This is a genomic window from Klebsiella sp. WOUb02, from assembly GCF_050058015.1.
Taxonomy (GTDB): domain Bacteria; phylum Pseudomonadota; class Gammaproteobacteria; order Enterobacterales; family Enterobacteriaceae; genus Klebsiella.
In genome coordinates, this window is sequence record NZ_CP170110.1 from 1,365,866 (window position 1) to 1,391,900 (window position 26,035).

Below are 26,035 nucleotides of genomic sequence, written 5' to 3' on the forward strand. Positions count from 1 at the left end.
ATTGCTTACCAGACAGCTCGTAAAGGACGCCAGCAATGCACCATCATCCCGTAAAATCATCGCGAATCGCCTCCGTCGCCTACGACGAAGCCTCCGGCATCCTTGAAATACGCTTTCGTGACAACACAACGCTGCAGTACTGCGACGTTCCGCCGCGGATTTTCCACAACTTTCTGCAGGTCGTTTCCAAAGGGCGTTTTTATGACGGGGTGATCAAAGGTAAATTTACCGAACGTTCCGCGACCGGAAGCTAAAGTGTGACCCTGGTCATTGTACATATTGCCCCTGAATGGCGTACACTTTTAATGGTTAATTAAACCGGAGGTTTTATGACCAGAATAATTCTTGTACCCATAGATATTTCTGATACAGAATTAACTCAACGCGTTATCAGCCACGTTGAAGCCGAAGCACGGATTGATGATGCTGAAGTCCATTTTCTGAGCGTGATCCCCTCTCTTCCCTATTACGCCTCGCTGGGCATGGCCTATACCGCGGAGATGCCGCCGATGGATGAGTTCAAGGCGGACTCCGAAACGCGGCTGAAAGAGGTGGTGAAACAGTTTGCCATCCCTGAAGATCGGGTGCATTTCCATATTGCCGAAGGTTCGCCGAAGGACAATATTCTGGAGCTGGCGAAGTCGCTGCTGGCAGATTTAGTCATCATCGCCTCGCACCGCCCGGATATCACCACCTACCTGCTCGGCTCTAACGCCGCGGCCGTCGTGCGCCACGCCGAGTGCTCCGTACTGGTGGTCCGCTAACCTTTCCAGCCCGCCGCCGGTGCGGGCTTTTTATCTTCCCGTAGCGCAAATTCCCGTACTTACCCTCTTTTACTCCCCTGCTAATTGCAACAATTTATTCACAAAAAATAAATCTAAGGGATCATTCGCTCCTATAAACTCGGCCAGAAAGTTCGTGTATATCGCATGAGTTTTGTCATCAGAGGATGGTTTTTATGAGTAATAATAGTCCCTCATTATCAGCAGAACAGGGTATCGTCCCTTCGTCCGTACGCTCCGGGCTCCATAAAAAGAGCAGTAAAAAAACGATCCTCTTTTTTGTTTTATTATTAATAACCGGCGTGGCGTTCTCGGGAGTTAGCTTATTTAATGATGTCGCGGATTCCGGTGAGGTATATACCAGCTACATTCCCTTTCTTTTATTAGGACTGGCGCTGATAATCGCCCTCGGATTTGAATTCGTTAATGGTTTCCATGATACCGCCAACGCCGTTGCCACGGTGATTTACACCCATTCCCTGCCGCCGACCGTGGCCGTGATCTGGTCCGGATTTTTTAACTTTCTTGGCGTCCTGCTTTCCAGCGGCGTGGTTGCCTTCGGTATCATTTCGCTGCTACCGGTTGAATTAATCCTCCAGGCCGGTACCGGGAATGGCTTTGCCATGGTTTATGCCCTGCTGTTTTCAGCCATTATCTGGAATCTCGGCACCTGGTGGTTTGGTCTGCCCGCCTCCTCCTCCCACACGCTGATTGGCTCTATTATTGGCGTTGGCGTGGCTAACGCCCTGATTCACGGGCGCAACGGCACCAGCGGCGTGGATTGGGGACAGGCGGTCAACGTTGGCTACTCTCTGCTGCTCTCGCCCATTGTCGGGTTTGTCTGCGCCGCGGTTTTACTGCTGCTGCTGAAAAAATTTGTCAAAAACAAACAGCTCTATGCCGCGCCCAAAAATGATGCGCCGCCGCCGCTGTGGATCCGCAGCCTGCTTATCCTCACCTGTACCGGCGTCTCATTTGCCCACGGTTCGAACGACGGGCAGAAAGGGATGGGGCTGATTATGCTGATTTTGGTGGGCACCATGCCAATTGCCTATGCGCTGAACCGCACCCTGCCCCCCGAACAGGCGCCGCGCGTGGCCGCCCTTGCTCAGGTTACGGAAAGCCGGCTGCTGCAGGTTTCCCCCGGCGTGGCGACGCCCAATCCGCGCGAAGTGCTGACCACCTACGTGCGCAGCGGCGAGTTGACGCCAGCGGTGCTGCCGGCCCTGGGGCGGCTGTCAGGCATGATCGGCGATCAGATCCGCCAGTACGGCGCGGTGAACAAAATACCGGCCCGGTCGGTCACGAACACCCGTAACGATATGTATCTGGCTTCAGAAACCATCAAGCATCTGAAGAAAAACCCTGCCGTACAGCTTCCGCCGGATCTGGCAAACAACCTTGATGCGCTGAAAAGCGAGCTGGACAGTTCAACCCGCTTTATTCCGTTCTGGGTCAAAGTGGCGGTCGCGATTGCTCTGGGACTCGGGACAATGGTGGGCTGGCGAAGAATCGTTATCACCATCGGCGAAAAGATCGGTAAAACTCATCTGACCTATGCCCAGGGCGCCAGCGCGGAGCTCGTGGCGATGGGCACCATCGGCGCGGCCGACGCCTTTGGCCTGCCGGTCTCAACGACGCACGTTCTCTCTTCCGGTATCGCCGGCACCATGGCGGCCAATAACTCCGGCCTTCAGCTTTCGACGGTACGTAACCTGGCGCTGGCCTGGGTGCTAACGTTACCGGCCTCGGTGTTGCTTTCAGCCATTTTATACTGGCTTTTCAATAAACTGTGAATGGGTCCGACGGGAGAGACAGTCATGTCAGAACAATACATCAACCGCGATGAGCAGTTCAATCAACGCCTGTTGCAGGAGTTCTACGACAGTTACGATGAAGAACTGGAAATGGAGCTGGATGATTTACGCATGGATTCGCGAGAAGTGGACAGCGATGAAAAGAAAGCCGCGCGCAGGCGCTATTTCCGCGAACTTCTTCATCTCCAGGGAGAGCTGGTCAAGATGCAGGAGTGGATCTCACGTACCGGCCACCGGGTGGTGATTATCTTTGAAGGGCGCGACGCCGCCGGAAAAGGGGGCGTGATCAAGCGCATTACCCAGCGCCTGAACCCCCGCACCTGTCGCGTTGCCGCCTTACCTGCGCCTAACGATCGTGAAAAGACGCAGTGGTACTTCCAGCGCTACGTCTCCCATTTACCGGCCGCCGGAGAGATGGTGCTGTTTGACCGCAGCTGGTATAACCGGGCCGGCGTGGAACGGGTGATGGGCTTCTGTAACGACCAGGAGTACGAAGAGTTCTTTCGTAGCGTCCCGGAATTCGAACGGATGCTGTCCCGTAGCGGGATACAGATTATCAAATACTGGTTTTCCATTACCGATGATGAACAGGAGTCTCCGTTTCCTGAGCCGAATCCACGATCCGCTGAAACAGTGGAAACTCAGCCCGATGGACCTGGAGAGCCGGCGCCGCTGGGAGGATTACACGGAAGCAAAAGAGGTCATGCTTGAGCGCACGCATATTGTCGAAGCTCCCTGGTGGGTCGTGCAGGGCGTGGATAAGAAAAAGGCGCGCCTCAACTGTATCGCCCATCTTCTGCACCAGATCCCCTATACAGAGGCGGAGGCCCCGACGATTACCCTGCCCCCTAGGCTCCATAGCGCGGATTATATTCGTCACCCGGTACCGGATGAGATGATCGTTCCTGAACGTTATTGATTGCTACGCGCTACCTGTAAAATGCAACAGGAGTGATGGCAGAACCATCGGCCATCACTCTATTCCAGGGATATCAGCGGCGCTGTAGATTTATCATCGAGGGCCTATTTTTGCACCCTGCTTCCGATCGTCAGCGGAATAACGGCCGCGGCGAACCCCGTTTGCTTAGCTAAGCGATCGCTTCCCCCATCGGGAGTATGGCGCTGGCGGGCCCCGCCGCGGGGAGCCTGAAACTCACTATTCCCACGGCTGATGGGCGGCCGCTGCAAAACGCGCTGGCATTCGTCGCCGGAATCCGTACCATACGCGACATACTTTTGCCTGCTGGCTGCGATCGGCCGGCGCTAACCCATCTTTTATGGCTAACCCGCTGGGGCATGAAAACGCGAAAACGGTGTATGAAGTCTACAGTACATGGATTAAAGAAATGAACGGCGATCGGCTATCGATGCCCAACGCCAGGCGTGAACTGTGATTTAACGTTGCCCCTTAGATGCCCCTTTTTGTTGCAGAGAACGCTAATAATGCTAGATAATCAGCAAGTTACAAAGAAAGAAAAATACAACATCGACAAGTTGCAGAAGCGCCTGCGCCGCAGCGTCGGCGAGGCCATTGCCGATTTCAATATGATTGAAGAAGGCGACCGGATTATGGTTTGCCTTTCCGGCGGCAAGGACAGCTACACCATGCTGGAGATCCTGCGCAGCTTACAAAAAAGCGCGCCCATCTCTTTCTCCCTGGTGGCGGTCAACCTCGATCAGAAGCAGCCCGGCTTCCCTGAACACATTCTGCCGGAGTACCTGCAGCAGCTCGGCGTCGAATATAAGATTGTCGAAGAGAACACCTACGGGATCGTCAAAGAGAAAATTCCCGAGGGTAAAACCACCTGTTCGCTCTGTTCGCGCCTGCGTCGCGGGATCCTCTACCGCACGGCCACCGAGCTCGGCGCGACCAAAATCGCCCTCGGCCACCACCGCGACGACATTCTGCAGACGCTGTTCCTCAATATGTTCTACGGCGGCAAGATGAAGGGCATGCCGCCGAAGCTGATGAGCGATGACGGGAAGCATATCGTTATCCGCCCGCTGGCGTACTGCCGCGAAAAGGATATCGAGCGCTTCTCGCAGGCGAAAGCGTTCCCGATCATTCCATGCAACCTCTGCGGCTCCCAGCCTAACCTGCAGCGTCAGGTGATCGGCGATATGCTGCGCGACTGGGATAAGCGCTATCCGGGGCGTATCGAGACCATGTTCAGCGCCATGCAGAACGTCGTGCCGTCGCATCTTAGCGATGTCAGCCTGTTTGACTTTAAAGGGATCACCCACGGCTCTGAGGTGGTTGACGGCGGCGACCTGGCGTTCGATCGCGAAGAGATCCCGCACCAGCCTGCCGGCTGGCAGCCGGAAGAAGATGACGCCCGGCTGGACGAGCTGCGGCTGAACGTGGTGGAAGTGAAGTAAACCGCGAACGGGCGTCTCAGCAACCGCGCTGAGACGTCCCGCCGGCCCTATTTCAGCAACCGAACCCGGCAGTTCTTGCCCTTAATCTTGCCGTTCTGCAGCAGCCTGAACGCCTTCTGCGCCACGCCCTGGCGCAGCGCCACGTAAACGTGTGCCGGATGAACGTTAATCTTGCCGATATCGGCGCCATCGAATCCTAAATCCCCGGTCAGCGCCCCGAGTACGTCCCCGGCGCGCATTTTGGCTTTCTTGCCGCCGTCAATGCACAGGGTCGTCATTTCAGCTTCCAGCGGGACGATCGCCCCGCCGGCCGGCGCGTTCATCCAGTTCAGCTTGAGCTGCAGCATTTCCGCAAGAATATTGGCGCGCTGGGCCTCTTCCGGCGCGCAAAGGCTGATCGCCAGCCCGCTCTCTCCGGCGCGCGCGGTGCGGCCGATGCGGTGAACGTGAACTTCCGGGTCCCAGGCCAGCTCGTAGTTAATCACCAGCTCCAGGGATTTAATATCGAGACCGCGGGCCGCCACGTCGGTCGCCACCAGCACGCGGGAGCTGCCGTTGGCGAAGCGGATCAGGGTTTGATCGCGATCGCGCTGCTCAAGATCGCCATGCAGCGACAGCGCGCTCTGCCCGGCGGCGTTGAGCGCATCGCAAACGGCCTGGCAATCCTTTTTGGTATTACAGAACACCACGCAGGAGGCCGGCTTATGCTGGCTGAGCAGCTTTTGCAGCAGCGCAATTTTGCCCTTCTGCGAGGTTTCGAAGAACTGCTGTTCAATTGCCGGCAGCGCGTCAACGGCATCAATCTCGATGGTTTGCGGATCGTTCTGCACGCGTCCGCTAATCGCCGCAATGGCCTCCGGCCAGGTCGCGGAGAACAGCAGCGTCTGCCGCTCGGCGGGAGCAAAGCGAATGGCTTCGTCAATGGCGTCGCTGAAACCCATATCGAGCATCCGATCCGCTTCGTCCATCACCAGCGTCTGCAGCGCGTCCAGCGAGACGGTGCCCTTCTGCAGATGATCGAGCAGGCGTCCCGGGGTGGCGACGATAATATGCGGCGCGTGCTGCAGCGAATCGCGCTGGGCGCCAAAGGGCTGGCCCCCGCAGAGGGTTAAAATTTTAATATTCGGCAGAAAGCGCGCCAGGCGGCGCAGCTCGCCGGCGACCTGATCGGCCAGCTCGCGCGTCGGGCACAGCACCAGGGACTGCGTCTTGTACAGCGTGGCGTCAACCTGCTGGAGCAGGCCGAGGCCGAATGCGGCCGTTTTCCCACTGCCGGTTTTCGCCTGTACGCGCACATCTTTACCGGCCAGAATCGCCGGCAAAGCCGCCGCCTGGACCGGAGTCATCGCAAGGTATCCCAGCTCGTTCAGGTTATCGAGCTGGGCGGCGGGCAAAACGTTCAGGGTTGAAAAAGCGGTCACAATGTTTTCTCGTGTTAAAGGGCGCGCAATTGGCAGGCGCGTATCCTCGCAGAATTGCGCCTCTGATGCGACAATTTAATCGGTTCATCGTCCGGCGGCGGGTCGGGTAAAGGGTGCGGACGAGGCCGCGGGTCCGGCACCGGCATCGGGTCGTTAGGTTCAGGTGAAATGGGTATGGAATTTAACGGCTGGTATCGCATGTTGACTCTCCCGGTTGTGAGCGGGTGTACCACCCATTAAGCGTAGAAGCTGGCCGCAGGAGAGCAAAAAAAAAGCCGACTCAATAAAGTCGGCATCGTACGAATCAATTGTGCTATGCAGTAATTCAAAAAAGGAAGTAAGACAATATGGAGCGCAACGCCCATCGCTTGACGTTGCATTCACCTGCGAGAGAGATATTGCCCCGAATAGGTAGTAGGTTTATTGATTTCGCTCAAACATTGCCGGGTTTTCGCAGCCAGAGGCTGATAAAAGGCGATTATTTACAGCCATTTACTACGGTGTAACCACCACGCAACACCACCGATCAGAACAACTAACATTACGCAAAAGATGGAAAAGCCCAAATGCCACTCGTTGCCGGGGATCCCGCCGAGGTTGACGCCGAACAGGCCGGTCAGAAAGGTGCTGGGCAGAAAAACCATAGCCATCAGCGACATGGTATAGGTTCTGCGCGACATCGCCTCCTGCATAATTTGCGCGATCTCATCGCTCATAATCGCCGTGCGGGCAATGCAGCTATCGATCTCATCCAGGCCGCGCCCGAGGCGATCGGAGATATCCTGCATGCGCCGACGCTGGTCGTCATTCATCCACGGCAGACGTTCGCTGGCCAGCCGGGAGTAGGCATCGCGCTGCGGGGCCATATAGCGGCGCATCACGATTAGCTGCTTACGCAGCAGGGCCAGGAAGCCGCGCGGGGGAACCTGCTGGTCCAGTAAGTTATCCTCAAGATCGATTATCCGGTCGTGCAGCTGTTCGATAAACTCGCTGGCATGATCGGTCAGCGCATCGCAGATATCCACCAGCCAGCTGCCGCAGTCCACCGGGCCGGTGCCTTCGCGCAGGTCGCCGAGCACGTCGTCCAGCGCCAGCACCCGCCGCTGGCGGGTTGAAACGATAAGGCGCTCATCCATATATAAGCGCATCGCCACCAGCTGATCCGGCCGTTCGTCGGTGCTGCCGTTAATACAGCGCAGCGTAATCAGCGTGCCGTCGCCGACCCGCGTCACCCGCGGTCGGGTGCTTTCGCCCGCCAGCGCATCGCGCACGCTGTTCGGCAGCAGCGGCGTTTCCGCCAGCCACTGCGCGCTGTCGGCGTGGGTGTAGTTGAGATGCAGCCAGCAGGGATGGTCTTTATCGATAGTGTCGCTATTCGTCAGCGGTTTTACGCCCCCCTTGCCGTCAAACTGCCATGCAAAAACGGCACCCGGGACATTCAGTTCCGCACCTTTAATCGCCTCCACCAGACCTCCATCAACCCGTGCTTAATTTTCGTAGTCTAGCCTGACGCCTCCGTTAAGCAAGGGCTAAAACAAGCAGGGCGCTGAATTCGCTGATAAAAGCCGCTGCCCCAGCACGCTGGCGCCGATAAGGCCGCCGTCGCTTGCGTGGCGGCCCGCGACGATCAACGGCCGCTCTGTTTTCAGCAAAATCTTACGCCGCAGAGCCTCGTCAAGGCGGCTAATCAGCGCCGCCTCGCTCGCCATGCCCCCGCCGGCCACGATTCGGTGCGGCCCGAGGATATTCACCGCATGGGCCAGCGGCTCGCTCACCACCTCCAGCCACGCGGCGAGGGTCAGAGCCTGGGGTTCGCGCCCCGCCAGCCCCTGGGCAACAATCTCCCGGCTGCTCAGCGACCGGCCGCTCAGGATATGATGCAGCCGCTCAATGCCCCTCGCCCCGCCTAAGGTATCAAGGCATCCCCGTTGTCCGCAGCCGCAGGGCAGGCGCGGCAGGCTCAGGCTACGCTGCCCCACCTTCAGCGAGGTCTGCACGATTGGCGCATGGCCCCATTCGGCGCTTATCCCCTGATTACCGTAGAGAATATTGCCATGAATAGCGATGCCGCCGCCGATGCCGCTGCCGAGGATAATCCCCAGCACCAGCGGAAACCCCTGCGCTGCGCCGCTGCTCGCCTCCGCGAGAGTAAAGCAGTCGGCGTCATTGGCCATCACCACCGGACGCCGCAGCTCCACGCTAAGGGTCCGGGTAATGCTGACGCCCTGAAAAGGCGGCACGTTGCTGGAGAGAATACGATCGGCGGCAACATCCACCACCCCGGCGCAGGAGAGCGCCAGCGGGCTTTCCGCCGTTAGCCCGTCGCCATAGCCGATAATGATATCGCCAATCGCCGCGGCAAAATCGCCCCAGCTGCCGGTAGGTACGGGTCGCTGGCGGATATCGCCGATAACGCCCGCCGTTTCGGCGATCGCGCTTTTGATAAAGGATCCGCCAATATCGAGACAGAGCACCCGCGCGTTCACAGGCGAGCGTCCAGCAGGTCGCGCAGGCCGTCGCCGAGAATATTAAACCCGAGAACGGAAAGGACGATAGCCAACCCCGGCCACAGCGAGATGCCCAGGCTGATCCCGAGGAAGTTGCGCCCGTCGCTCATCATCGTGCCCCACTCCGGCATCGGCGGCTGTACCCCCATGCCCAAAAACGACAGCGAGGCGGCGGCCAGAATCACCGACCCGCCGGTCAGGGTAGCCTGCACGGTAATCGGCCCCAGCGTGTTGCGCAGAATATAGTGAATAATCTGCCGCCGGTAGCCGATCCCCAGCGCGCGCGCCGCTTCCATATACTCCATATTTTTAATCCCCAGCGTCAGGTTACGGCTCAGGCGGGCGTAAACCGGCACCGAGAAAATGGCGATCGCCAGCAGCATATTGATCAGCCCCGCGCCCAGCACGCTCACCAGCAGAATGGCCAGCACGATCCCGGGGAAGGCGAAGATCACATCCATAATCCACATAATGATGTGGTCCACGCTTTTGCCGCACAGCGCCGCCATGATGCCCAGCGGCAGCCCCATCGCCAGCGATAGCGCCACGCTGACCACCACCTCGATAAGGGAGATCCGCGCGCCATAAATGGTGCGGGAGAAAATATCGCGCCCGTAGTCGTCGGTGCCCAGCCAGTGTTCGGCCGACGGCGCGGAGAGGATGTTAAGGAGATCCTGATCATAGGGATCGTAGTGGCTCAGCCACGGCGCAAAGAGTGCGCCGATGACGATTAGCGCCACGATAAAGCCGCCAATGGCGATCGACGGATGCTCTATTCCCCAGCGCAGGCCGTTCATCAGGCCGTTGCGCGATTTGGCGAGTGAGATTTCAGACATATTAATCAAACCTTATTTTCGGGTTGATTCTGGCGATAATCATTTCGCCCACCAGATTCATCACCACCACGCTGGCGACCGTTATCATCGTCACGCCCTGAATAACCGGATAATCGCGATAGCGCACGGAATCCACCAGGTAACGCCCGATACCCGGCCAGTTAAATACCGACTCCGTCACCACCGCGCCGCCGATCAGGCTGCCAAAGTTGAGGGCAATAATGGTTACGATGGGGATTAAGGCATTGCGTAAGGCATGCTTAAAGTAGACGTAGAACGGCGCCAGCCCCTTGGCCCTGGCGGTGCGAATATAGTCTTCACCGAGCACGTCCACCATGCTCGAACGGGTCATGCGCGACATCACCGCCATCGGGAAAATACCGAGGCACACCGAGGGCAGAATATAGCTTTTCCAGCCCTCGGCCCCTAACAGCGGCAGCCAGCCCAGCTTCACCGAGAAAGTATCCATGGCGATCAGGGCCAGCCAGAAGTTGGCGATGGAGGCGCCGGCAATCGCGATCAGCATCAGAGCGTGATCGGCGAAATGATTGCGATAAATCGCCGCGCACATCCCCATCGGAATGCCGAGCACCACCGCCATCAGCCACGCCAGCAGCGCCAGGCCGAGGGTATAGGGCGCCCGCTCGCCCAGCTCGGCGGAGACCGGCTGCCCCGATTTTAGCGAAACGCCGAAGTCGCCTTTAAGCATCCCGACCACAAAACGCCCGTACTGTAGCGCCAGCGGATCGTCGAGCCCGAGGCGGGAGTGCATCCGGCTCACATCGTCCTGGGTTGCCTGCGGGCCGGCCATCAGCCGCGCAGGATCGCCGGGGAGCATCCTGATCGCCAAAAAGACGATCAGCGACGCGCCGAGCAGGATAAGCGGCAGGGAGAGCAGTTTTTTGATGACGTAGGCTTTCATAACGACTCCAGTCTGGCCCCGGCTTTACGGCTTCTGCGCGTCGATGACGATAATTTCGCCGCCCGGCTCCATCCGTACGCCCTTGATATCCGCGCGGGTGGCATAGAGATCGTCCTGGAAGTAGAGCATCACCTGCGGCGCGTCCTGCATGATGACCTTCTGCGCCTGCACGTAATCCGCGATGCGCGCCTTGTCATCCATCGTGGTCGCCGCTTTATCCAGCAGGTCGTCGAGGGTCGGGTTTTTATAGAAGCCGAGGTTGGCGCCAACCGGCGCAGCGCTCTGCGAGTAGTACAGCGGACGCAGCTGTAAATCTGAGCCGTTGAGGCCCGAGGACCAGGAGGCGAGGACGGAGTCGGTGCGGTTCGCCAGCTTTTCAGCGGCCGGCGCGAAGGCGGCTTTGCTCCAGACGCCGCTTTCCATTTGCTGAATATTCAGCTTCACCCCTACCTTGCCCCACATCGCCTGCAGGATTTGCGCGGTCCGGGCGTCCGGCCCCTGTACGGCGATGTTGATGTCAAACCCCTGCGGATAGCCGGCATCCTTGAGCAGCGCCCTGGCTTTGTCGATATTGTAAGGGTATTCGTTGAGCGACTTATCGTAGCCTTCGTTCACCGGGGCGAGCGGCGAGTTAGCGGCGGAGGCGTAACCAAACATCACCGCCTTCAGCAGCGCGTCTTTATCCGTGGCCAGATTCAGCGCCTGGCGCACGCGCACGTCGTTGAGCGGCTTCTGCTCAACGTTTAGCGCCACCCAGAATACCGACGCGCCCTTGCCCTGCTCCAGCTTCACCTGCGGATTGTTCTTCAGCTGCATCCCGAACTGCGGCGGCACCGGGTTAATCACGTCAACCTGGCCGGAGAGCAGAGCCATATTCATCACCGAAGGTTCCGCGCTCCAGGTCCATTTGATTTGCTCCGGACCGCCGTTGTCTCCCCAATAGTACGGGTTCTTTTTCTCTAAAACATACTCACCGGTTTTATATTCCTGCAGCATATAGGGGCCGGTTCCGTCCGCCTTACGGCCAATGGTGCCGGCTTTGTCCGCCGCCGGACTGACCATTTTCGCCGCGCCGCCGGTTAGTAAGTTGAGGAATGAGGGGTAAACTTTTTTCAGCGTAATTTCGACGCTGCCATCGTCAATTTTTTTCACCGATGCGATAACGTTGCGCATCCGCGAGCTGGCGGCCAGGCTGCCTTTGGGATCGATATGACGCTGAATATTGGCCACTACCGCGTCGGCGTTAAACGGCGTGCCGTCATGGAAGGTGACGTTCTTGCGCAGCGTGAAGGTCCAGACCTTGCCGTCCTCGCTTACCTGCCAGGCGGTAGCCAAGGCGGGGGCGATTTTGTAATCCGCAGAGAGATCGACCAGGCCTTCATACATCGGCTTGAGAACCGTATCGGTGAAGGTCGCCGTCTGATCGCCGGGATCCATGCTGCGCGGCGCTTCATTTTGCATCACGTTCAGCGTCGCCGCCTGCAGCGCCGTGATATTGCCTACCGCCAAAACGCCTGCCAGAACGGCAAGTCGATATTTGCTCATCAATACCTTCATCGCTTAACCCCTGCCCGTATGTTATTTCGCCAGTTGTGGCCATTATGTTGCTATTAAGTTTTGTTTTTACACATAACAAATTTCTTTAAATGTGATATTAGCCACCATTAGCGCTTGATTAGGTAATAAATTTAACTTATATGCGATCACTTAGTTACTTTTGTGAAAAAAGTGATTGCTAAATCAGCAGGCCGCCACTATGTTCAAAAAAAAGCGAAGGATCGGGGCACTATGCTGAACAAACTCCAACAACAACTGGTTCATCTGGTCTGCAGCGAAGAGGGAGCCAGCCGGGCCGACCTCGCCCGGCTGACCGGAATGAGTAAGCCGGCCATCGGCGCGCTGGTCAAAGAGCTGCTGGCGGCGGGCGTACTGCAGGAGAGCGCGATGGCCGCCTCCAGCGGCCAGGGGCGGCCTTCTGTTACACTGTCACTTTCGCCGAATGCCGCCTGTGCGATCGGCATCTCCCTGATCGACCATCAGCTGGTGGTGGTGCTGATGAACGGCGTCGGCGAAAAGCTTGCCGAGCGCTATCTCACCCCCGAGGAGGAGATCCCGGCGCTGATCCAGCAGCTGGCCGAGGAAATAGCCGATCTGCTCAGCAGCGCGGCTATTAACCGCCAGCGGCTGGCCGGGATCGGCTTTGCGCTCTCCGCCTTCGTTGACGCCGCCCAGTCGGTTTGCGTGCAGTCCGCGCTGCTGGGCTGGCATCAGGTCCCGCTGGCAGAGCTGCTGAGCCGCGCCACCGGCGGGATCCCGGTGGTTATCGAAAACGACACCCGCGCGCTGGCGACCTACGAAAAGACCTTTGGCCATCTGCGCAAGTACGAAAGCGCGGTCGCTATCTCCCACGGCAGCGGTATCGGCAGCGCGGCGGTGATTTACGGCCGCATCTGGCGCGGCGCCCACGGCGGCGCGGGGGAAATCGCCCACTGTACTATCGTGCCGGCGGGTAAGCCCTGCCGCTGCGGGAAGCGCGGATGCCTCGATACCGTAGCTTCCCTGACCGCCATTTTTGAACAAGCGCGCATGGAGGGCATTGAGGCCAGCAGCCTCGCCGAACTGGAGGCGCTGGCCCGCAAAGGACACTCCGGAGCGATTCATATCCTGCACCAGGCCGGCGACGCGCTTGGGATGGCCATCTCTCATCAAATTCAGACCCACGATCCGGCCGCAATCATGCTGGCGCATCAGCCCGATAGCTTTCAGGGGCTGCTCAATACCGTAATGCAGCAGGCCATCGAAACCTATCTGCTACCCGGTATGGCGGGAAAAACGCCGCTCATCTACCGCCCGCTTGCCCAGGACAGACTGGGCGCTTGCTGCCGCAAGCGTGGCCCTTACTCACGTTTTATTTCCTGAATATTAACGAGGTCCCTATGCGCATTGCCGTTGGCGGAATACACATTGAATGCAGCACGTTCAATCCGGTACTGACTCACGAGGACGAGTTTCGTACGGTCGCAGGCGAGGCGCTGCTGGCGGCGCCCTACTTTCAGTTTCTTAAGGACTATCCGGCGACCTTTCTGCCCACCCTGCACGCCCGCGCCATTCCCGGCGGCCCGGTCGCGCGTGCCGCCTATGAGAGCTTTAAGGCCGAGTTTCTGACCCGCCTGCAGGCCGCGCTGCCCGTTGATGGCCTCTATCTGGCGATGCACGGCGCGATGTTCGTCGAAGGGCTGGAGGATGCGGAAGGCGACTGGATCATCGCCGCCCGGGCCTGCGTCGGCGACGCCTGTCCGATCGCCGTGAGCTACGATCTGCACGGCAACGTCACCCAGCGCATTATTGACGCCATTGATATGTACTCGACCTACCGCACCGCGCCGCATATTGACGTTGAGGAGACCATGCGCCGCTCCGTCACCATGCTGGTCAACAGCATTACCACCGGCGTACGTCCCGGCGTGGTCTGGGCGCCGGTGCCGGTGCTGCTCCCCGGCGAGCGCACCAGTACCGAAGATGAGCCGGCGAAAAGCCTCTACGCCGCCCTGCCGGCAAGCGATCGCCTCCCCGGCGTACTCGATAGTTCGTTGATGGTGGGCTACGTCTGGGCCGATGAGCCGCGCGCCACCGCCGCCGCCATCTTTACCGGCACCGACGTAAAGGTGCTGAAACAGCAGGCGATGAAGCTGGCGCAGTCTTACTGGGACGTCCGCGAGGCGTTTGTCTTCGGCTGCCGTACCGGCAGCGTGGCGGAGTGCGTGAAGGAGGCCATCGCCAGCCCCACGGCGCCGGTTATTCTGGCGGACTCCGGCGATAACCCCACCGGCGGCGGCGTCGGCGATCGCGGCGACGTGCTGGCCGAACTCCTGCGGCAGAATGCCGGCAATACTCTGGTGGCGGGCATTGCCGATGCCCCGGCGACCCAGGCCGCGTTTCGCGCCGGCGTTGGCGCAGAGCTTGAGCTAACCGTTGGCGCACGGCTCGATCCGGCTGGCGAAAGCGTCAGCGCCCGCTTTACCGTTAAGCATCTCCTGCCCGCGGGCGCGCACGGTAACGCTAACCAGGCCGTGTTACAGGTGGCCGGCATCACCGTGGTGGTCGCCGATCGCCGTCGCCCCTATCACGACCTCGCAGATTTTAGCGCGCTCGGCTTAGACCCGCGCCGGGTGCAGATTCTGGTGGTTAAATCGGGCTACCTGTCGCCGGAGCTGGCGCCGCTGGCTAACCCAAACCTGATGGCCCTTTCCGAAGGGGTGGTCGATCAGGATATCGAGCGGGTGCCGCGCCGGCGGATGCTCACCCCGACCTGGCCGTTCACCGGCGATCTGGCGTTCACGCCGCAGGCGTTCGTTTCCGCCAGAGCCCCTTTTGCCGGGGAGTGCTGATTGATGAATACCCCAACGCCGTCTCCGGTGCTGAGTGTAGATAACCTGTCGGTCTCGTTTCGCCGCGGCGATAGCTGGCAGAAGGTGGTGCGGAATATCAGCTTTACCCTTAATCCGGGCGAAACGCTGGCCATTGTCGGCGAATCGGGTTCGGGAAAAAGCGTCACCGCAATGGCCATTATGCGCCTGCTGTCATCGCGCAACAGCCGCACGGAGGGCGGCGTGAGCCTCGGCGGCAGGTCGCTGCTGGCACTGCCGGAGGAGGAGATGCGCCGCATCCGCGGCGCCGAGGTGGCGATGATTTTTCAGGAGCCGATGACCAGCCTCAACCCCGGCTTTACCATCGGACATCAAATCGCCGAAGTCTTTATTCATCACCAGGGATTATCCAAACGCGAGGCGAAGCGCCAGGCGATTGCCCTGCTGGAAAAGGTGCGTATTCCCCACGCCGCGCAGCGCTATGACGAGTATCCGCATCAGTTTTCCGGCGGCATGCGCCAGCGCGCCATGATTGCGATGGCCCTGGCCCTCAAGCCTAAGCTGCTGATCGCCGACGAGCCGACCACCGCCCTCGACGTGACGATTCAGGGGCAAATTCTCGACCTGATTAAAACGCTGCAGGCGGAAAACAATACCGCGGTGCTGTTCATTACTCACGATATGGGCGTGGTGGCGGAAACCGCGGATCATACGCTGGTGATGTTCCGCGGCGATGCGGTTGAATGCGCGCCGACGCCGGGGCTGTTTTCCGCTCCCCGGCAGCCCTACACCCGCGCGCTGCTGGCCTCGGTGCCGGCGGCCGGCGAAATGGCGGCCGTCACCGCGCCGTGCCGGTTCCCGTCGGTGGATTTGCAGACCGGCGAAACCCGGCGCTACCCGCCCGAGGCCACGCTGCCCGACAGATCGCAGCCGCCGGTGCTGTCGGTAAAGAATCTGGTGACCCGCTTCCCGGTTAAGCGCGGTTTTTTCAATCAGCTGGCCGGTCATATTCACGCCGTGGAGAACGTCAGCTTCGATTTGTGGCCGGGGGAGACGCTCTCGCTGGTAGGCGAATCGGGCTGCGGTAAATCCACCACCGGGCGCAGCCTGATCCGCATGATTCAGGCGCAGTCCGGCGACGTGACGCTCAATGGCTATAGCGTCCTGCAGGCCGACCGGGCGCAGCAGAAGCGCCTGCGTCAGGATATGCAGATGATTTTCCAGGATCCCTTCGCCAGCCTCAACCCGCGGCTAAAGATCCAGGAAACGCTGATTGAGCCGCTGCTGGAAAACGGGCTGGCCACCCGCCAGCAGGCGCTGGCGCGCTCGCAGGAGCTGATCGAAAAGGTCGGGATGAGCGTGTCGGTGCTGAACCGCTATCCGCATGAGTTCTCCGGCGGCCAGCGTCAGCGCATCTGCATCGCCCGGGCGCTGGCGATGAATCCGAAGGTGATTATTGCCGATGAGTCGGTGTCGGCGCTGGACGTTTCGGTCAAGGCCCAGGTGGTCAATTTAATTATCGAACTGCAGCGCACCATGCAGATCGCCTTTCTGTTTATCTCGCACGATATGGCGGTTATCGAGCGCATCAGCCATCGAGTGGCGGTGATGTATCTCGGAGAAATCGTCGAGATTGGCCCACGGCAGGCGATTTTCACCCATCCTCAGCACCCGTATACGCAAAAGCTGATCGCGGCGATCCCCAAGACCGATCCCGCGCGTCGCCATCTGCTGCGCGAAGGCAATAACGACGAGCTGCCGACGCCGTTTCGCGATAACGCCTGGCAGCCCCCCGCCCGCAGCTATGAACAGGTTGGCCCCCAGCACTGGGTGATGCGCTAGCCTCCCTGCCCGCAGGCCCTCTTGCGAGGCGCCCGCGCGCGCGGGATTTCTTTTGCGGCAAAATGCTGTATTATGCAATTTATTGCAGCAATTTGCAGGATTGAAAACCGTGCACAAAACCGCCAGACAAAAGTTCCTCCTGGATATCATTAGCGAAAATGGCCAGGCCAGCATCAGCGATCTGGTCGCCAGGCTGCAGGTTTCCGCGGACACCGTGCGCCGCGACCTGAGCGATCTGCAAAAGCAGGGGCTGGCGCAAAAGAATCACGGCGGCGCTATCGCCCTCGACCTGTCGGCGATGAACCGCCAGGGCAGAAATGCCCTGCTGCCGAAAACGAAGCAGCGCTTAGGCAAAATGGTGGCGGAGAAAATCCCCGCCGGCTCGACGCTCTTTTTAGATGCCGGCAGCACCGTGCTGGCCGTCGCCGGCCACATCAAGGGGCCGATGACCGTCATCACCACTTCTTTAGATATCGCCCAACACTTCAGCGACCGGGCGGATATTCAGCTGATCCTACTGGGCGGCAGTTGGGATATGCAGCAGCGCCTGTTTGCCGGCAGCGCCACCCTCGCCCTGCTCGCGCGCTATCGGGCTGATATCGCCATCCTCGGCGCCTGCGCGCTGCATGCGCAGCTGGGCCTCAGCGCCAGCCAGGAGGCGGACGCCGAGATCAAGCGCGCCATGCTGGCCGCCAGTACCGAGTGCTGGCTGGTTGCCGACCATCTGAAGCTGAACCACTGCGAGCCCTATCTGGTCGCCGGATTAGCAGAAATTGATCAGCTATTTTTAGACACGGCCTGGGAAGAGGCCGGGGACGACATTTCAACGCACATCAACATCGCTGACGCTCAATAACGTGGAGAGAATAATGAACAAAGTAAGTATCCTCCGGCAGAGCCGGAGGCTTTAGGGTGAGCGCCTCAAAGGCGCCGACAAACCATGAGCCGCCCAGGGCGGCTGCTATACGTTCAGTTTCATTTGATCGTATCGTTCGTCTTCTCTCTCCTGGTTGCGTATGTACGCCCTGACCGTGGCTTCATCCAAACCAACGGTTGAAACGAAATAACCTCGAGCCCAGAAAACTTCACCGGTGAAGTTTTTACCTCTGCCGAAGTGTCGTGCTATCGCTATCGCACTTTTTCCCTTCAGATAGCCGACTACTGTCGATACCGAGTACTTTGGCGGTATGCTGATGCACATGTGGACATGATCGCGCATCAGATGCCCCTCCAGAATCTGACAGCCCTTCTGGCTCGCAAGCTCGTGGAATATTTTTCCCAACTCATGCCGCAGCGCACCATATAACCGCTGCTTCCGGCGTTTAGGGATATAAACCACGTGATATTTACAGTCCCATTTCGTATGGCTTAAGCTCTGATAGTCTCTCATCACGAATCCTCATCTCTTGGCGGAGATTTCAGATTCGCGCGACTGACTTAAAGGTCAAACCTTTCGGAGTCCCCCGGCAAAGCCGGGGGTTTACCGGATTTAATTATCGCCGGTAACGGTAAGAACATTAATATTGCGCTGATCGGTTATGGGTTCGTGGGCAAAACCTTCCATGCGCCGCTGATCCGCGCGATTGACGGCCTGAAGCTAGCCGTCGTCGCTTCTCGCGATGAGGAGAAGGTTAAGCGTGACATTCCCGACGTCACCGTCATCGCGTCGCCCGAAGAGGCGATTCAGCACCCGGATATCGATCTCGTGGTGATCGCTTCCCCTAACGCCACGCACGCCCCGCTCGCTAAGCTGGCGCTGAACGCCGGTAAGCACGTGGTCGTCGATAAACCTTTTACCCTCGATATGCAGGAAGCGCGCGAACTGATCGCCCTGGCGCAGGAGAAGCAGTCTGCTGCTCTCGGTGTTCCACAACCGCCGCTGGGACAGCGACTTCCTCGGGATCAAGCAGGTTATTGAGCAGGGGCTTATCGGCAACGTTAAGCACTTTGAGTCGCATTTCGACCGCTTCCGCCCGGAAGTTCGCGTGCGCTGGAGAGAGCAGAACGTGCCGGGCAGCGGCCTGTGGTTTGATTTAGGACCGCACCTGATCGATCAGGCTCTGCAGCTGTTCGGCCTGCCGCAGTCGGTGCAGGGCAACATCGCCACCCTGCGCCAGGGCGCTGAGATCAATGACTGGGCGCACGTAGTCTTAAATTACCCTCAGCATAAGGTCATTCTGCACTGCAGCATGCTGGTTGCCGGCGGCAGCGCGCGCTTTACCGTTCATGGTGACCAGGGCAGCGCGGTTAAACAAAAAGCCGACCAGCAGGAGAGCCAGTCTGCTGGCGGGCGTCATTCCCGGCAGCGCAGGCTGGGGCCAGGATGACGATAGCCTGAGCATTTTTGACGCGCAGTCGCAGGTTCAGCAAGTGAGCGCGCCGCAGGGCGATCAGCGTCAGTACTACATCAACGTGCGCGACGCGCTAAACGGCAGGATTGAAAACCCGGTGCAGCCGCTGCAGGCGCTCGCCGTGATGGCGGTACTGGAGGCCGCCGTTCGCTCCGCCGAAACCGGCACGCTGCAGACGTTAGAGCTGACCGCCGACGAGCTGGCCGCGCTGAAGTAATCCTCGCATTAACGTGGCCTGCGGCCGCGCAGGCCACGCCCTTCTCCCGGCCTTCACACGGGGCGTCGCTTTCAAAGGCCATCGTTTACGCTCGCTCCGGCGGCAGATCGCTTGCGGCGGCGCAGGCGGCCTATTTGACAACGGGCAAATCGGCGTAGCGGGTCGTATAGCAGGGCGATAGCATCTCGCGCTTCATCGCCCAGCTTTGTTGCATGCCCTGCCCGGCAAACCACACGCTGCCGCGGCCCGAGCTATTCAGCCGGTCCAGCGCCTGCATCAGCGCGGCGCTGTTCGCCTGCGGCTGATACTCATCAAACAAATTGAGCTGCGCCACGCCCTGGCTGAAAAAATCGCTCAGCATGATACCGGCCTTCATATAGCGAAAACCCTCCTTCCACGCCCTGTCCAGCGCATGGATCGCGACGCGAATAATGTCCCGGGTATCGTTAGAGGGCATTGTCAGCCGACCGCTGGCCTGGGGAGCGTAGAAGGCTTCGTTTTCGGCATGCGGGCTGGTACGCATAAAGACGCTGACCACGCAGCAGTACTGCTTCTCGGCCCTGAGCTTTTCCGCCGCGCGCTCAGCATAGGCGCAAACCGCCTGATGCATATCGCTATATTGGGTAATACGGTGGCTAAAGGAACGGCTACAGATAATCTGCTGTTTGGCCGGCGCAAACTCATCCACCTGCAGACAGGATTCCCCCCGCAGCTCGCGCACCGTGCGCTCCAGCACGACGTTAAAGTGCTTACGCATCACCCAGGTCGAGCTGTCGGCAAGCTGCAGCGCGTTTTCGATGCCCATCAGCTCCAGCTTTTTTGCGATCCGCCGGCCCACGCCCCACACTTCATGCACCGGCACCAGAGCGAGCAGCTTACGCTGGCGATCGCGATGCGATAGCTCAACCACGCCGCCGGTTTGGCGCCACTTTTTAGCTGCGAAATTAGCCAGCTTGGCGAGCGTTTTGGTCGGCGCGATGCCAACTCCCACCGTGAGCCCGGTATGCTTCAGGACCCGATCGCGCATTTGATGGCCAAATGTCTCAAGCGGCATATAGCCGGAGATACCGGCTAAATGAACAAAGGCCTCATCGATGGAATATACTTCAATCCCCGGCGCCATCTCGGTTAGGGTCATCATCACCCGGTGGCTGAGATCGGCATAGAGCGCGTAGTTCGAGCTAAAAACCGCCACCTGCAAACGCTGCAAATCGTCCTTAATTTTGAAGTAAGGCGCGCCCATGGGGATGCCCAGCGCCTTTGCCTGCGCCGAGCGTGAAATAATACAGCCATCGTTATTTGAGACCACCACCACGGCTTTTCCCTGCAGGTCTGGCCGGAAGACGGTTTCGCAGGAGGCGTAGAAGCTGTTGACATCAACAAGCGCGAACATGGCGGTGTGATTTTAAGCTGAAGGTGACCACGCCAAATATTTGCAGCTCCTCTCCCGGCTGGCAGACGACAGGAGAGTAGTTGAGGTTACGCGGCATGAGCTGAAGGAACGGTCGGGTTTGCAGTTGCTTTACGGTAAACTCGCCGGCTACGGCGGCAATCACAATATCGCCGTGCTCTGCGGTCAGCGAGCGGTCGACCACCAGCAGGTCGCCATCGTCAATCCCGGCGTCCGTCATTGAATCACCGCTCACCCTGACAAAGTAGGTCGCATTTGGGTGCCTGATGGCCAGCTTGTTCAAATCGAGGGTATCTTCGACATAATCCTGGGCCGGGCTGGGAAACCCGCAGGGCACAAGATCGCGAAACAGCGGTACCAAAAAGCGCTGCGACGGCTCAGCCGACTTGTAGAACGTCAACATAAACTCACCTGGCATAATTACTGTATTTATATGGCTATGTTTGCAAAGTATGTTGGTTATGCCGTAATGCAATTTGTAGCCAGACTTTCACATCAATTACGGTGGTCTCAAACAGCCGCCTCCAGGCCAGATAATTCGGCAGATATGCAGTCCCTACACCATGAAATCGCTTCATCCAGCCTTTTAAACGACTGATATAGCCATTCACATGCTGTATATGGAATACACTGTCGATAACACGCTGATTATCCAGTGCTATAAGACGGTAGTGGTTCATCCCGTGTTCACTGGCAAACGTCCTGTACCAGCTGGCACCGTCCGTACACAGAATTGAATCCTTGTCTGCTATCGGCTCAAGGAATCGATGAATATTTTCAGTATCAAATTCCGGGGGGATGCAGTCACTCACACGCCCCTGCCGGTCACAGGCTATGACGACTGGCACCTGTTCCTGTTTTTTTCGCTTATCCACCTCCCCGCCGCGTTTTCTGGCTTTTCGGTGAATGATGTTGCGTTTGCCTTTGCTGGATTCAGGGAAAAAAGTCTCATCGGCCTCAATGATCCCGGACAGGGGATTTATATTATTTGCTGCGGCTGAAGCCAGAAAGCGATGACGCCATCTGAATGCTGTTGTCAGATCAATCCCTGTACGCCTTGCGGACTCACGTAATGTCAGCCCCTCCTGCATACAGCGCAGATAATCGAACCATTTTTGATGGTAATGGAGCCGGGCCAGCGGGCTTCCGGTCAGGCTGTTAAAGGTTTTTCCGCAATCCTTGCAACGATATCGTTGTATGTCTGAATCGCGTCCCCAGCGGATTGCTTTTTCACTGTGGCAGTGAGGGCAACATAACTCAGGCGGGCTGGTGTCAATAACGGAAGCGGTATCCGTCTGAAGGTTGTCATTCAGCCAGGTAATGAGATGAAGTCGGGTATTAGCAGGCAGGGATGAAAGAAGACTTTTGATCTGTATAACGTCTTGCTTTTTCATGGGAACCTCCGAGAGGGGACGTCTTTATACAGTATTATGTACAGTATAGAGAAGTTTTCCAACGGAGACTGCAAACATAGCCATTTATATACAGTATTAATAAATCATCCGGGTTAGGCAAGCCGCTTATGCCACCTTATCGCGAAGGTCTTGAAGTTCCGCCATATTTAGCCGAACGCGCGGCTCACCGTGCTCTGCGGCGTTAAAAATAACGCGTCTCTGGCAATCTCACGTAATTCGTAGCAGGATAGAGGCCGTAAGCAGCGCGTTATGGTGAGGTGCCATAGCGCAAGCTATGGCGATTCGTCCGACATACTGAACGGGAGATTCTTATGTACTACACGCTGGGAGATACCACCCTCCACTTTTATCGCTATCAGTGCCGTTTCTACGTTGCCCACTGGGATGGCGGCAACGTAATGTCCGACAAGTTCAGTCAGTTCATCGAGCTGATTACTGAAAAAACGGGAATTGATGCGAAGAACGTCGAGGCGGCCGCGCGAGACTATTTTAACAACGTCGATTAAACGTCGTTGCGTGGCGGGATAAACGACCGCCGCTCATTACGTAAAAGCCCCGTGCCGGCCGGCGAGGCGAAAAACGCGCGCTGTTCTCCCTCTTGCCTTGACACTGTACAAAAAAACAGTATAACTACTGCCTACCGTTACAGGAGCCAAAGCATGTTTGTAGAACTGGTTTATGACAAAAGAAATTTTGAAGGGTTAGTCGGAGCCAAAGAGACCATTATGGCTGAACTCACGAAACGTATTCACCGCATTTTTCCCGAGGCCGACGTTCGCGTAAAGCCGATGATGACGCTGCCAGCAATCAATACCGATGCCAGTAAGCATGAAAAAGAGCAGATCGCCCGCGCCGTTCAGGAGATGTTTGAAGAAGCGGATATGTGGATGACCGCGGACGAATAGGCCGGGCCGCAGCGTTGACACCAACGGCGGCCTTTTCAGGGACCGGCGTTAGCATTGACCAATACCGCTCCCTGGACATCAATTTCCCCTGCGGATATTTTCCCGGCTACCGGCGCTGCTCGCCGGCCGTTTAAATACGCCCGCCTACTCGCCAAACTTAAATTTAGGCTCCGGCAAAATCGGCGGTGTTGAGTCCTCAAAGCGCAGCCAGTGCTGCCAGATATCATGAACCTGCAGCTCAATAAGCTCTTGCTGGCGTAAAGCCATCATCGCCCCGCTCCGCGTGCCGCCTTCAGAATCGATCCCGGCCGCGGTAGACGCCTTATCAATTAAATTATCCCAGGCTTGACCTTCATCATTAAATGCCGACAGCGTTTTCTGTAAATGAGCCGGATCGTCCCTGCCGTCCTGCTCTATTCTTTTCGCGGCCGCCGTCAGATACTTATCCTTCACCCAGCCGATCTGCGCGAGTTTCTTTGCCATGCACTCATTAATATCGATCGTGGTCTGCTGCGGCATCCCAAAACAGCTAATGCTGAAAGTTTCAACGCCATCGTTTAAATCGCTGCCGGGCTGATTTCTGTCATCTGAAGCCAGAGAAACAAGGGGCAGCGCCAATGCCAGGCAGAAACATGCCCCCTGAATAGTACGCAATTTCATATTCATAGCCTGAATAAAGTGAGATGCCCTGCAGATTAACCTAACCATGGCGCCCGGGGAATGGTTCCCGTCCTGCCCATAGCCATTTTTTAGCGGCGGGTTTGCCGCAAAAAAACGCAGGCAACGACCAGCGGGTACGGCAGACGTCACCGATCGGCGGCACGTTTTTCCTCTCCTGCGCGGTTCATCCAAAGATGGACCCATGTTTCTAATTTGTTTCAGTTAGTTAGTTCATCAACGCGGAGCGGATGATGCCCGCTATTGGCCCGAGCGACCCAAATCGTCCTCAGCACTTTTAAGCAAAATAACGGCAATTTATTGAAGCAATATGCTGAACTTAAGCGCAATTATCGATATTAAAATCCAAAATTAATTCAAAATTATCATTTAAAAAACTTTTCTTATAACCATGAAAAATATTTCATTAGGATTTTTCTTAAGGCGGGAGTAAATTTCTTCGCATAAAAGCAAGAATATCCATAAATTTCTCGGGGAATAAATGCGTATGGCGAATTTACTTTTTCTGGCACTGGCGGTTGCGCTACTCCTGGTCGCTGTTTTTTCTCTTATTTCGTATATAGGAGATCGCAAGAAACAAAAATTTACGTTCAAAAAAAGACGCTAACGGCAGCAAAGTCAGGGAACGAACGCGCGTTTAGTCTCTTTAACCCACGCCGTTGCGCGATCGCCCAGACCGTCCTTGAACGGCATCTATTTGCATTACCTTGAATAAACAGAATTATTGCGCATCCCCGGCTTAGGGAGGCGCAATATATTATTATGCGTAACGTCAGGCCAGCGCATCCCGAACGAATTCCGCTTATTTATGGAACTATTGCTCAGGTACGTAGTCTGACCACTGTCAGTATTAAACTATCGAGATTGCTGTGACCACACTTATGATTGTTGTAACAACGCTGGCCTTACTTAGCCTGTTGGCATTGAGCCTGGCAAAAGTTGGCATCGCCGTATCCAATAACCCCGACGAATTCTGATTACCCTTCGGGCCGTTAGCGAACCTCCAGGACTCTCTATCGCTGATTCTATGCTACCGCACGTCAGCGATAATCGTTTTTCCCCTCTCCTTTGCAGAAAAAGCATATTGCGCACCTTGCTCTTACCGCCGCTGGCGCGCAATCCCACTTTTCAGGGCCGCGGCATCTCCACGATTTATCGTCCGCGCGCTGGCCGTGAAAATAGCCGGCAAATCCTACTTCTTCTTGCGCTTGCGTCGATATTTACGCTTAAATTTCAGGTCTATAGCAAAAATAACCACAATCACGCCAACAAGCCATAACAGAGTAGCACCGGTTTCAGCAACGTTCACAACGTCCCTTTATCTATCAATTAATGTTATGGGTCATGCTAAGGACCCTATGAAACCAGTAAGCAACCGTTTTCATTACAGTGATATGGCAAAAATATGGCGGAATGTCGCATCCGCGAGCAACAGCTCAGAAATTAGCCGTCGCCGGATGGAATGAAGCTCGCAGGGCGGAGATTGACGGTTCGCATTCCCTCCTCCACCAGGCTATATCTTAGACACCTTTATTCGTACAGGAGTGGTAATGGTGAGCAAGAAGATTCTGATGCTGGTCGGCGACTACGCCGAAGATTACGAAACGATGGTGCCGTTTCAGGCATTGCAGATGATTGGTCATCAGGTTGACGCGGTGTGCCCCGATAAAACCAAAGGTGACTATGTCATGACGGCGATCCATGATTTTGACGGCGCCCAGACCTACAGCGAAAAACCCGGCCACCGCTTTATTCTTAACGCCGACTTTTCCGCAGTGAAGGAACAGGACTACGACGCGCTGCTGATCCCCGGCGGGCGGGCGCCTGAATACCTGCGCTTGAATGAGGAGGTGCTCAAGCTGGTGCAGGCGTTTGACCGCGCGGGCAAGCCGATTGCCGCCGTTTGCCACGGGCCGCAGCTGCTGGCCGCGGCCGGAGTGCTAAAAGGGCGTACCTGCAGCGCCTATCCGGCCTGCGCTCCGGAAGTCCGGCTTAGCGGCGGACACTATGCCGACATCGGTATCGATCAGGCGCATGTTGACGGCAACCTGGTCACCGCTCCCGCCTGGCCCGCGCACCCGCAGTGGCTGGCGAAATTTGCCGAAGTGCTGCGGCAGTAATACCTTGGGTAAAACGCCAGCGCTGGCGGGCGGTAATGGCGTGGAGAACCCCGCCATTACCGAAT

25 protein-coding genes and 3 pseudogenes are annotated in these 26,035 nt (G+C 57.6%); 16 read left to right on the forward strand and 12 right to left on the reverse strand.

The features are described 5' to 3' along the window. The first annotated feature begins 35 nt into the window (after positions 1–35). The 6 genes and pseudogenes from ABOC21_RS13400 (at position 36) to ttcA (ending at position 4,978) form a co-directional block, all read left to right on the forward strand. Complete coding sequence (locus ABOC21_RS13400; RefSeq protein ID WP_426814899.1) at positions 36–254, forward strand: KTSC domain-containing protein; 219 nt, start codon at positions 36–38, stop codon at positions 252–254. 75 nt (positions 255–329) lie between these two features. Beyond that, positions 330–764 (forward strand): universal stress protein UspF, encoded by a 435-nt coding sequence (uspF, locus tag ABOC21_RS13405; protein ID WP_426814900.1) that lies wholly within the window; start codon positions 330–332, stop codon positions 762–764. A 194-nt stretch (positions 765–958) separates the two neighbouring features. Next, positions 959–2,578 (forward strand): inorganic phosphate transporter, encoded by a 1,620-nt coding sequence (locus tag ABOC21_RS13410; RefSeq protein WP_426814901.1) that lies wholly within the window; start codon positions 959–961, stop codon positions 2,576–2,578. A 24-nt stretch (positions 2,579–2,602) separates the two neighbouring features. Next, positions 2,603–3,518, forward strand: a pseudogene (ppk2, locus tag ABOC21_RS13415) (polyphosphate kinase 2). A 253-nt stretch (positions 3,519–3,771) separates the two neighbouring features. Then, a pseudogene (locus tag ABOC21_RS13420) lies at positions 3,772–3,993 on the forward strand (tyrosine-type recombinase/integrase); the annotation flags it as partial. Between the two features lie 49 nt (positions 3,994–4,042). After that, positions 4,043–4,978 carry a tRNA 2-thiocytidine(32) synthetase TtcA gene (gene ttcA / locus ABOC21_RS13425; RefSeq protein WP_426814902.1) on the forward strand — a complete coding sequence of 312 codons (936 nt, stop codon included), beginning with the start codon at positions 4,043–4,045 and terminating at the stop codon, positions 4,976–4,978. Between the two features lie 47 nt (positions 4,979–5,025). Here ttcA and dbpA read toward each other — a convergent pair whose 3' ends face one another. The 7 genes from dbpA to ABOC21_RS13460 all read right to left on the reverse strand — a co-directional run bounded on the left by dbpA (position 5,026) and on the right by ABOC21_RS13460 (position 12,221). Beyond that, positions 5,026–6,399, reverse strand: a complete 1,374-nt coding sequence (dbpA, locus tag ABOC21_RS13430; RefSeq protein ID WP_426814903.1) for an ATP-dependent RNA helicase DbpA — start codon at positions 6,397–6,399, stop codon at positions 5,026–5,028. A gap of 14 nt (positions 6,400–6,413) precedes the next feature. Then, complete coding sequence (locus tag ABOC21_RS13435) at positions 6,414–6,599, reverse strand: proline-rich small protein YnaL (protein ID WP_426814904.1); 186 nt, start codon at positions 6,597–6,599, stop codon at positions 6,414–6,416. Between the two features lie 282 nt (positions 6,600–6,881). Next, positions 6,882–7,865: a zinc transporter ZntB gene (gene zntB, locus ABOC21_RS13440; RefSeq protein WP_426814905.1), complete on the reverse strand. Its 984-nt coding sequence runs from the start codon at positions 7,863–7,865 to the stop codon at positions 6,882–6,884. 63 nt (positions 7,866–7,928) lie between these two features. Beyond that, positions 7,929–8,885, reverse strand: a complete 957-nt coding sequence (locus ABOC21_RS13445; RefSeq protein ID WP_426814906.1) for an ROK family protein — start codon at positions 8,883–8,885, stop codon at positions 7,929–7,931. Next, on the reverse strand, positions 8,882–9,742 hold the full coding sequence (locus ABOC21_RS13450) for an ABC transporter permease (RefSeq protein WP_426814907.1): 861 nt from the start codon (positions 9,740–9,742) through the stop codon (positions 8,882–8,884). The genes ABOC21_RS13445 and ABOC21_RS13450 overlap by 4 nt, the downstream gene beginning before the upstream one ends. A 1-nt stretch (position 9,743) precedes the next feature. Further along, positions 9,744–10,664: an ABC transporter permease gene (locus tag ABOC21_RS13455; RefSeq protein WP_426814908.1), complete on the reverse strand. Its 921-nt coding sequence runs from the start codon at positions 10,662–10,664 to the stop codon at positions 9,744–9,746. 24 nt (positions 10,665–10,688) lie between these two features. Further along, positions 10,689–12,221, reverse strand: coding sequence for an ABC transporter substrate-binding protein (locus ABOC21_RS13460; RefSeq protein WP_426814909.1), 1,533 nt, complete (start codon positions 12,219–12,221; stop codon positions 10,689–10,691). A gap of 231 nt (positions 12,222–12,452) precedes the next feature. On the opposite strand from ABOC21_RS13460, the gene ABOC21_RS13465 reads away from it, so the two are divergent. The 4 genes from ABOC21_RS13465 to ABOC21_RS13480 all read left to right on the forward strand — a co-directional run bounded on the left by ABOC21_RS13465 (position 12,453) and on the right by ABOC21_RS13480 (position 17,729). Continuing rightward, positions 12,453–13,583 (forward strand): ROK family protein, encoded by a 1,131-nt coding sequence (locus ABOC21_RS13465; protein WP_426814910.1) that lies wholly within the window; start codon positions 12,453–12,455, stop codon positions 13,581–13,583. Positions 13,584–13,600: 17 nt separating this feature from the next. Beyond that, positions 13,601–15,052, forward strand: coding sequence for a M81 family metallopeptidase (locus ABOC21_RS13470; RefSeq protein ID WP_426814911.1), 1,452 nt, complete (start codon positions 13,601–13,603; stop codon positions 15,050–15,052). 3 nt (positions 15,053–15,055) lie between these two features. Beyond that, entirely contained in the window at positions 15,056–16,873 is a 1,818-nt protein-coding gene (locus ABOC21_RS13475) for an ABC transporter ATP-binding protein (protein WP_426814912.1), read from the forward strand. Between the two features lie 109 nt (positions 16,874–16,982). Then, positions 16,983–17,729, forward strand: a complete 747-nt coding sequence (locus ABOC21_RS13480; RefSeq protein ID WP_426814913.1) for a DeoR/GlpR family DNA-binding transcription regulator — start codon at positions 16,983–16,985, stop codon at positions 17,727–17,729. 105 nt (positions 17,730–17,834) lie between these two features. Here the strand turns inward: ABOC21_RS13480 and tnpA are convergent, their stop codons facing one another. Then, positions 17,835–18,263 (reverse strand): IS200/IS605 family transposase, encoded by a 429-nt coding sequence (gene tnpA / locus ABOC21_RS13485; RefSeq protein ID WP_426812394.1) that lies wholly within the window; start codon positions 18,261–18,263, stop codon positions 17,835–17,837. Positions 18,264–18,365: 102 nt separating this feature from the next. On the opposite strand from tnpA, the pseudogene ABOC21_RS13490 reads away from it, so the two are divergent. Beyond that, positions 18,366–19,441: pseudogene (locus ABOC21_RS13490) on the forward strand (oxidoreductase). 130 nt (positions 19,442–19,571) lie between these two features. Here the strand turns inward: ABOC21_RS13490 and umuC are convergent. Genes umuC through ABOC21_RS13505 form a run of 3 tightly spaced genes read right to left on the reverse strand, consistent with a single transcriptional unit; the run spans position 19,572 to position 22,246 of the window. Then, a complete protein-coding gene (gene umuC, locus ABOC21_RS13495; protein ID WP_426814914.1) occupies positions 19,572–20,834 on the reverse strand; it encodes a translesion error-prone DNA polymerase V subunit UmuC in 1,263 nt (420 codons plus the stop codon). Next, complete coding sequence (umuD, locus tag ABOC21_RS13500) at positions 20,818–21,255, reverse strand: translesion error-prone DNA polymerase V autoproteolytic subunit (RefSeq protein WP_426814915.1); 438 nt, start codon at positions 21,253–21,255, stop codon at positions 20,818–20,820. Before umuD ends, umuC begins: the two co-directional genes overlap by 17 nt. A gap of 34 nt (positions 21,256–21,289) precedes the next feature. After that, complete coding sequence (locus ABOC21_RS13505; protein WP_426812593.1) at positions 21,290–22,246, reverse strand: IS1595 family transposase; 957 nt, start codon at positions 22,244–22,246, stop codon at positions 21,290–21,292. A 332-nt stretch (positions 22,247–22,578) separates the two neighbouring features. Between ABOC21_RS13505 and ABOC21_RS13510 the strand changes: the two genes are divergently transcribed. Together ABOC21_RS13510 and ABOC21_RS13515 are read left to right on the forward strand one after the other, a co-directional pair. Continuing rightward, positions 22,579–22,773 carry a hypothetical protein gene (locus ABOC21_RS13510; RefSeq protein WP_426814916.1) on the forward strand — a complete coding sequence of 65 codons (195 nt, stop codon included), beginning with the start codon at positions 22,579–22,581 and terminating at the stop codon, positions 22,771–22,773. Positions 22,774–22,926: 153 nt separating this feature from the next. Further along, positions 22,927–23,172 (forward strand): DinI-like family protein, encoded by a 246-nt coding sequence (locus ABOC21_RS13515; protein WP_426814917.1) that lies wholly within the window; start codon positions 22,927–22,929, stop codon positions 23,170–23,172. 144 nt (positions 23,173–23,316) lie between these two features. On the opposite strand, the gene ABOC21_RS13520 is transcribed toward ABOC21_RS13515, so the two are convergent. Further along, complete coding sequence (locus ABOC21_RS13520) at positions 23,317–24,024, reverse strand: hypothetical protein (RefSeq protein ID WP_426814918.1); 708 nt, start codon at positions 24,022–24,024, stop codon at positions 23,317–23,319. A 313-nt stretch (positions 24,025–24,337) separates the two neighbouring features. Between ABOC21_RS13520 and ABOC21_RS13525 the strand changes: the two genes are divergently transcribed. The 3 genes from ABOC21_RS13525 to ABOC21_RS13535 all read left to right on the forward strand — a co-directional run bounded on the left by ABOC21_RS13525 (position 24,338) and on the right by ABOC21_RS13535 (position 25,970). Next, positions 24,338–24,457: a small membrane protein gene (locus tag ABOC21_RS13525; RefSeq protein ID WP_426814919.1), complete on the forward strand. Its 120-nt coding sequence runs from the start codon at positions 24,338–24,340 to the stop codon at positions 24,455–24,457. 262 nt (positions 24,458–24,719) lie between these two features. Further along, positions 24,720–24,827 carry a YnaM/YnfT family protein gene (locus ABOC21_RS13530; RefSeq protein ID WP_426814920.1) on the forward strand — a complete coding sequence of 36 codons (108 nt, stop codon included), beginning with the start codon at positions 24,720–24,722 and terminating at the stop codon, positions 24,825–24,827. Positions 24,828–25,400: 573 nt separating this feature from the next. After that, a complete protein-coding gene (locus ABOC21_RS13535; protein WP_426814921.1) occupies positions 25,401–25,970 on the forward strand; it encodes a DJ-1/PfpI family protein in 570 nt (189 codons plus the stop codon). Positions 25,971–26,035 lie beyond the last annotated feature (65 nt).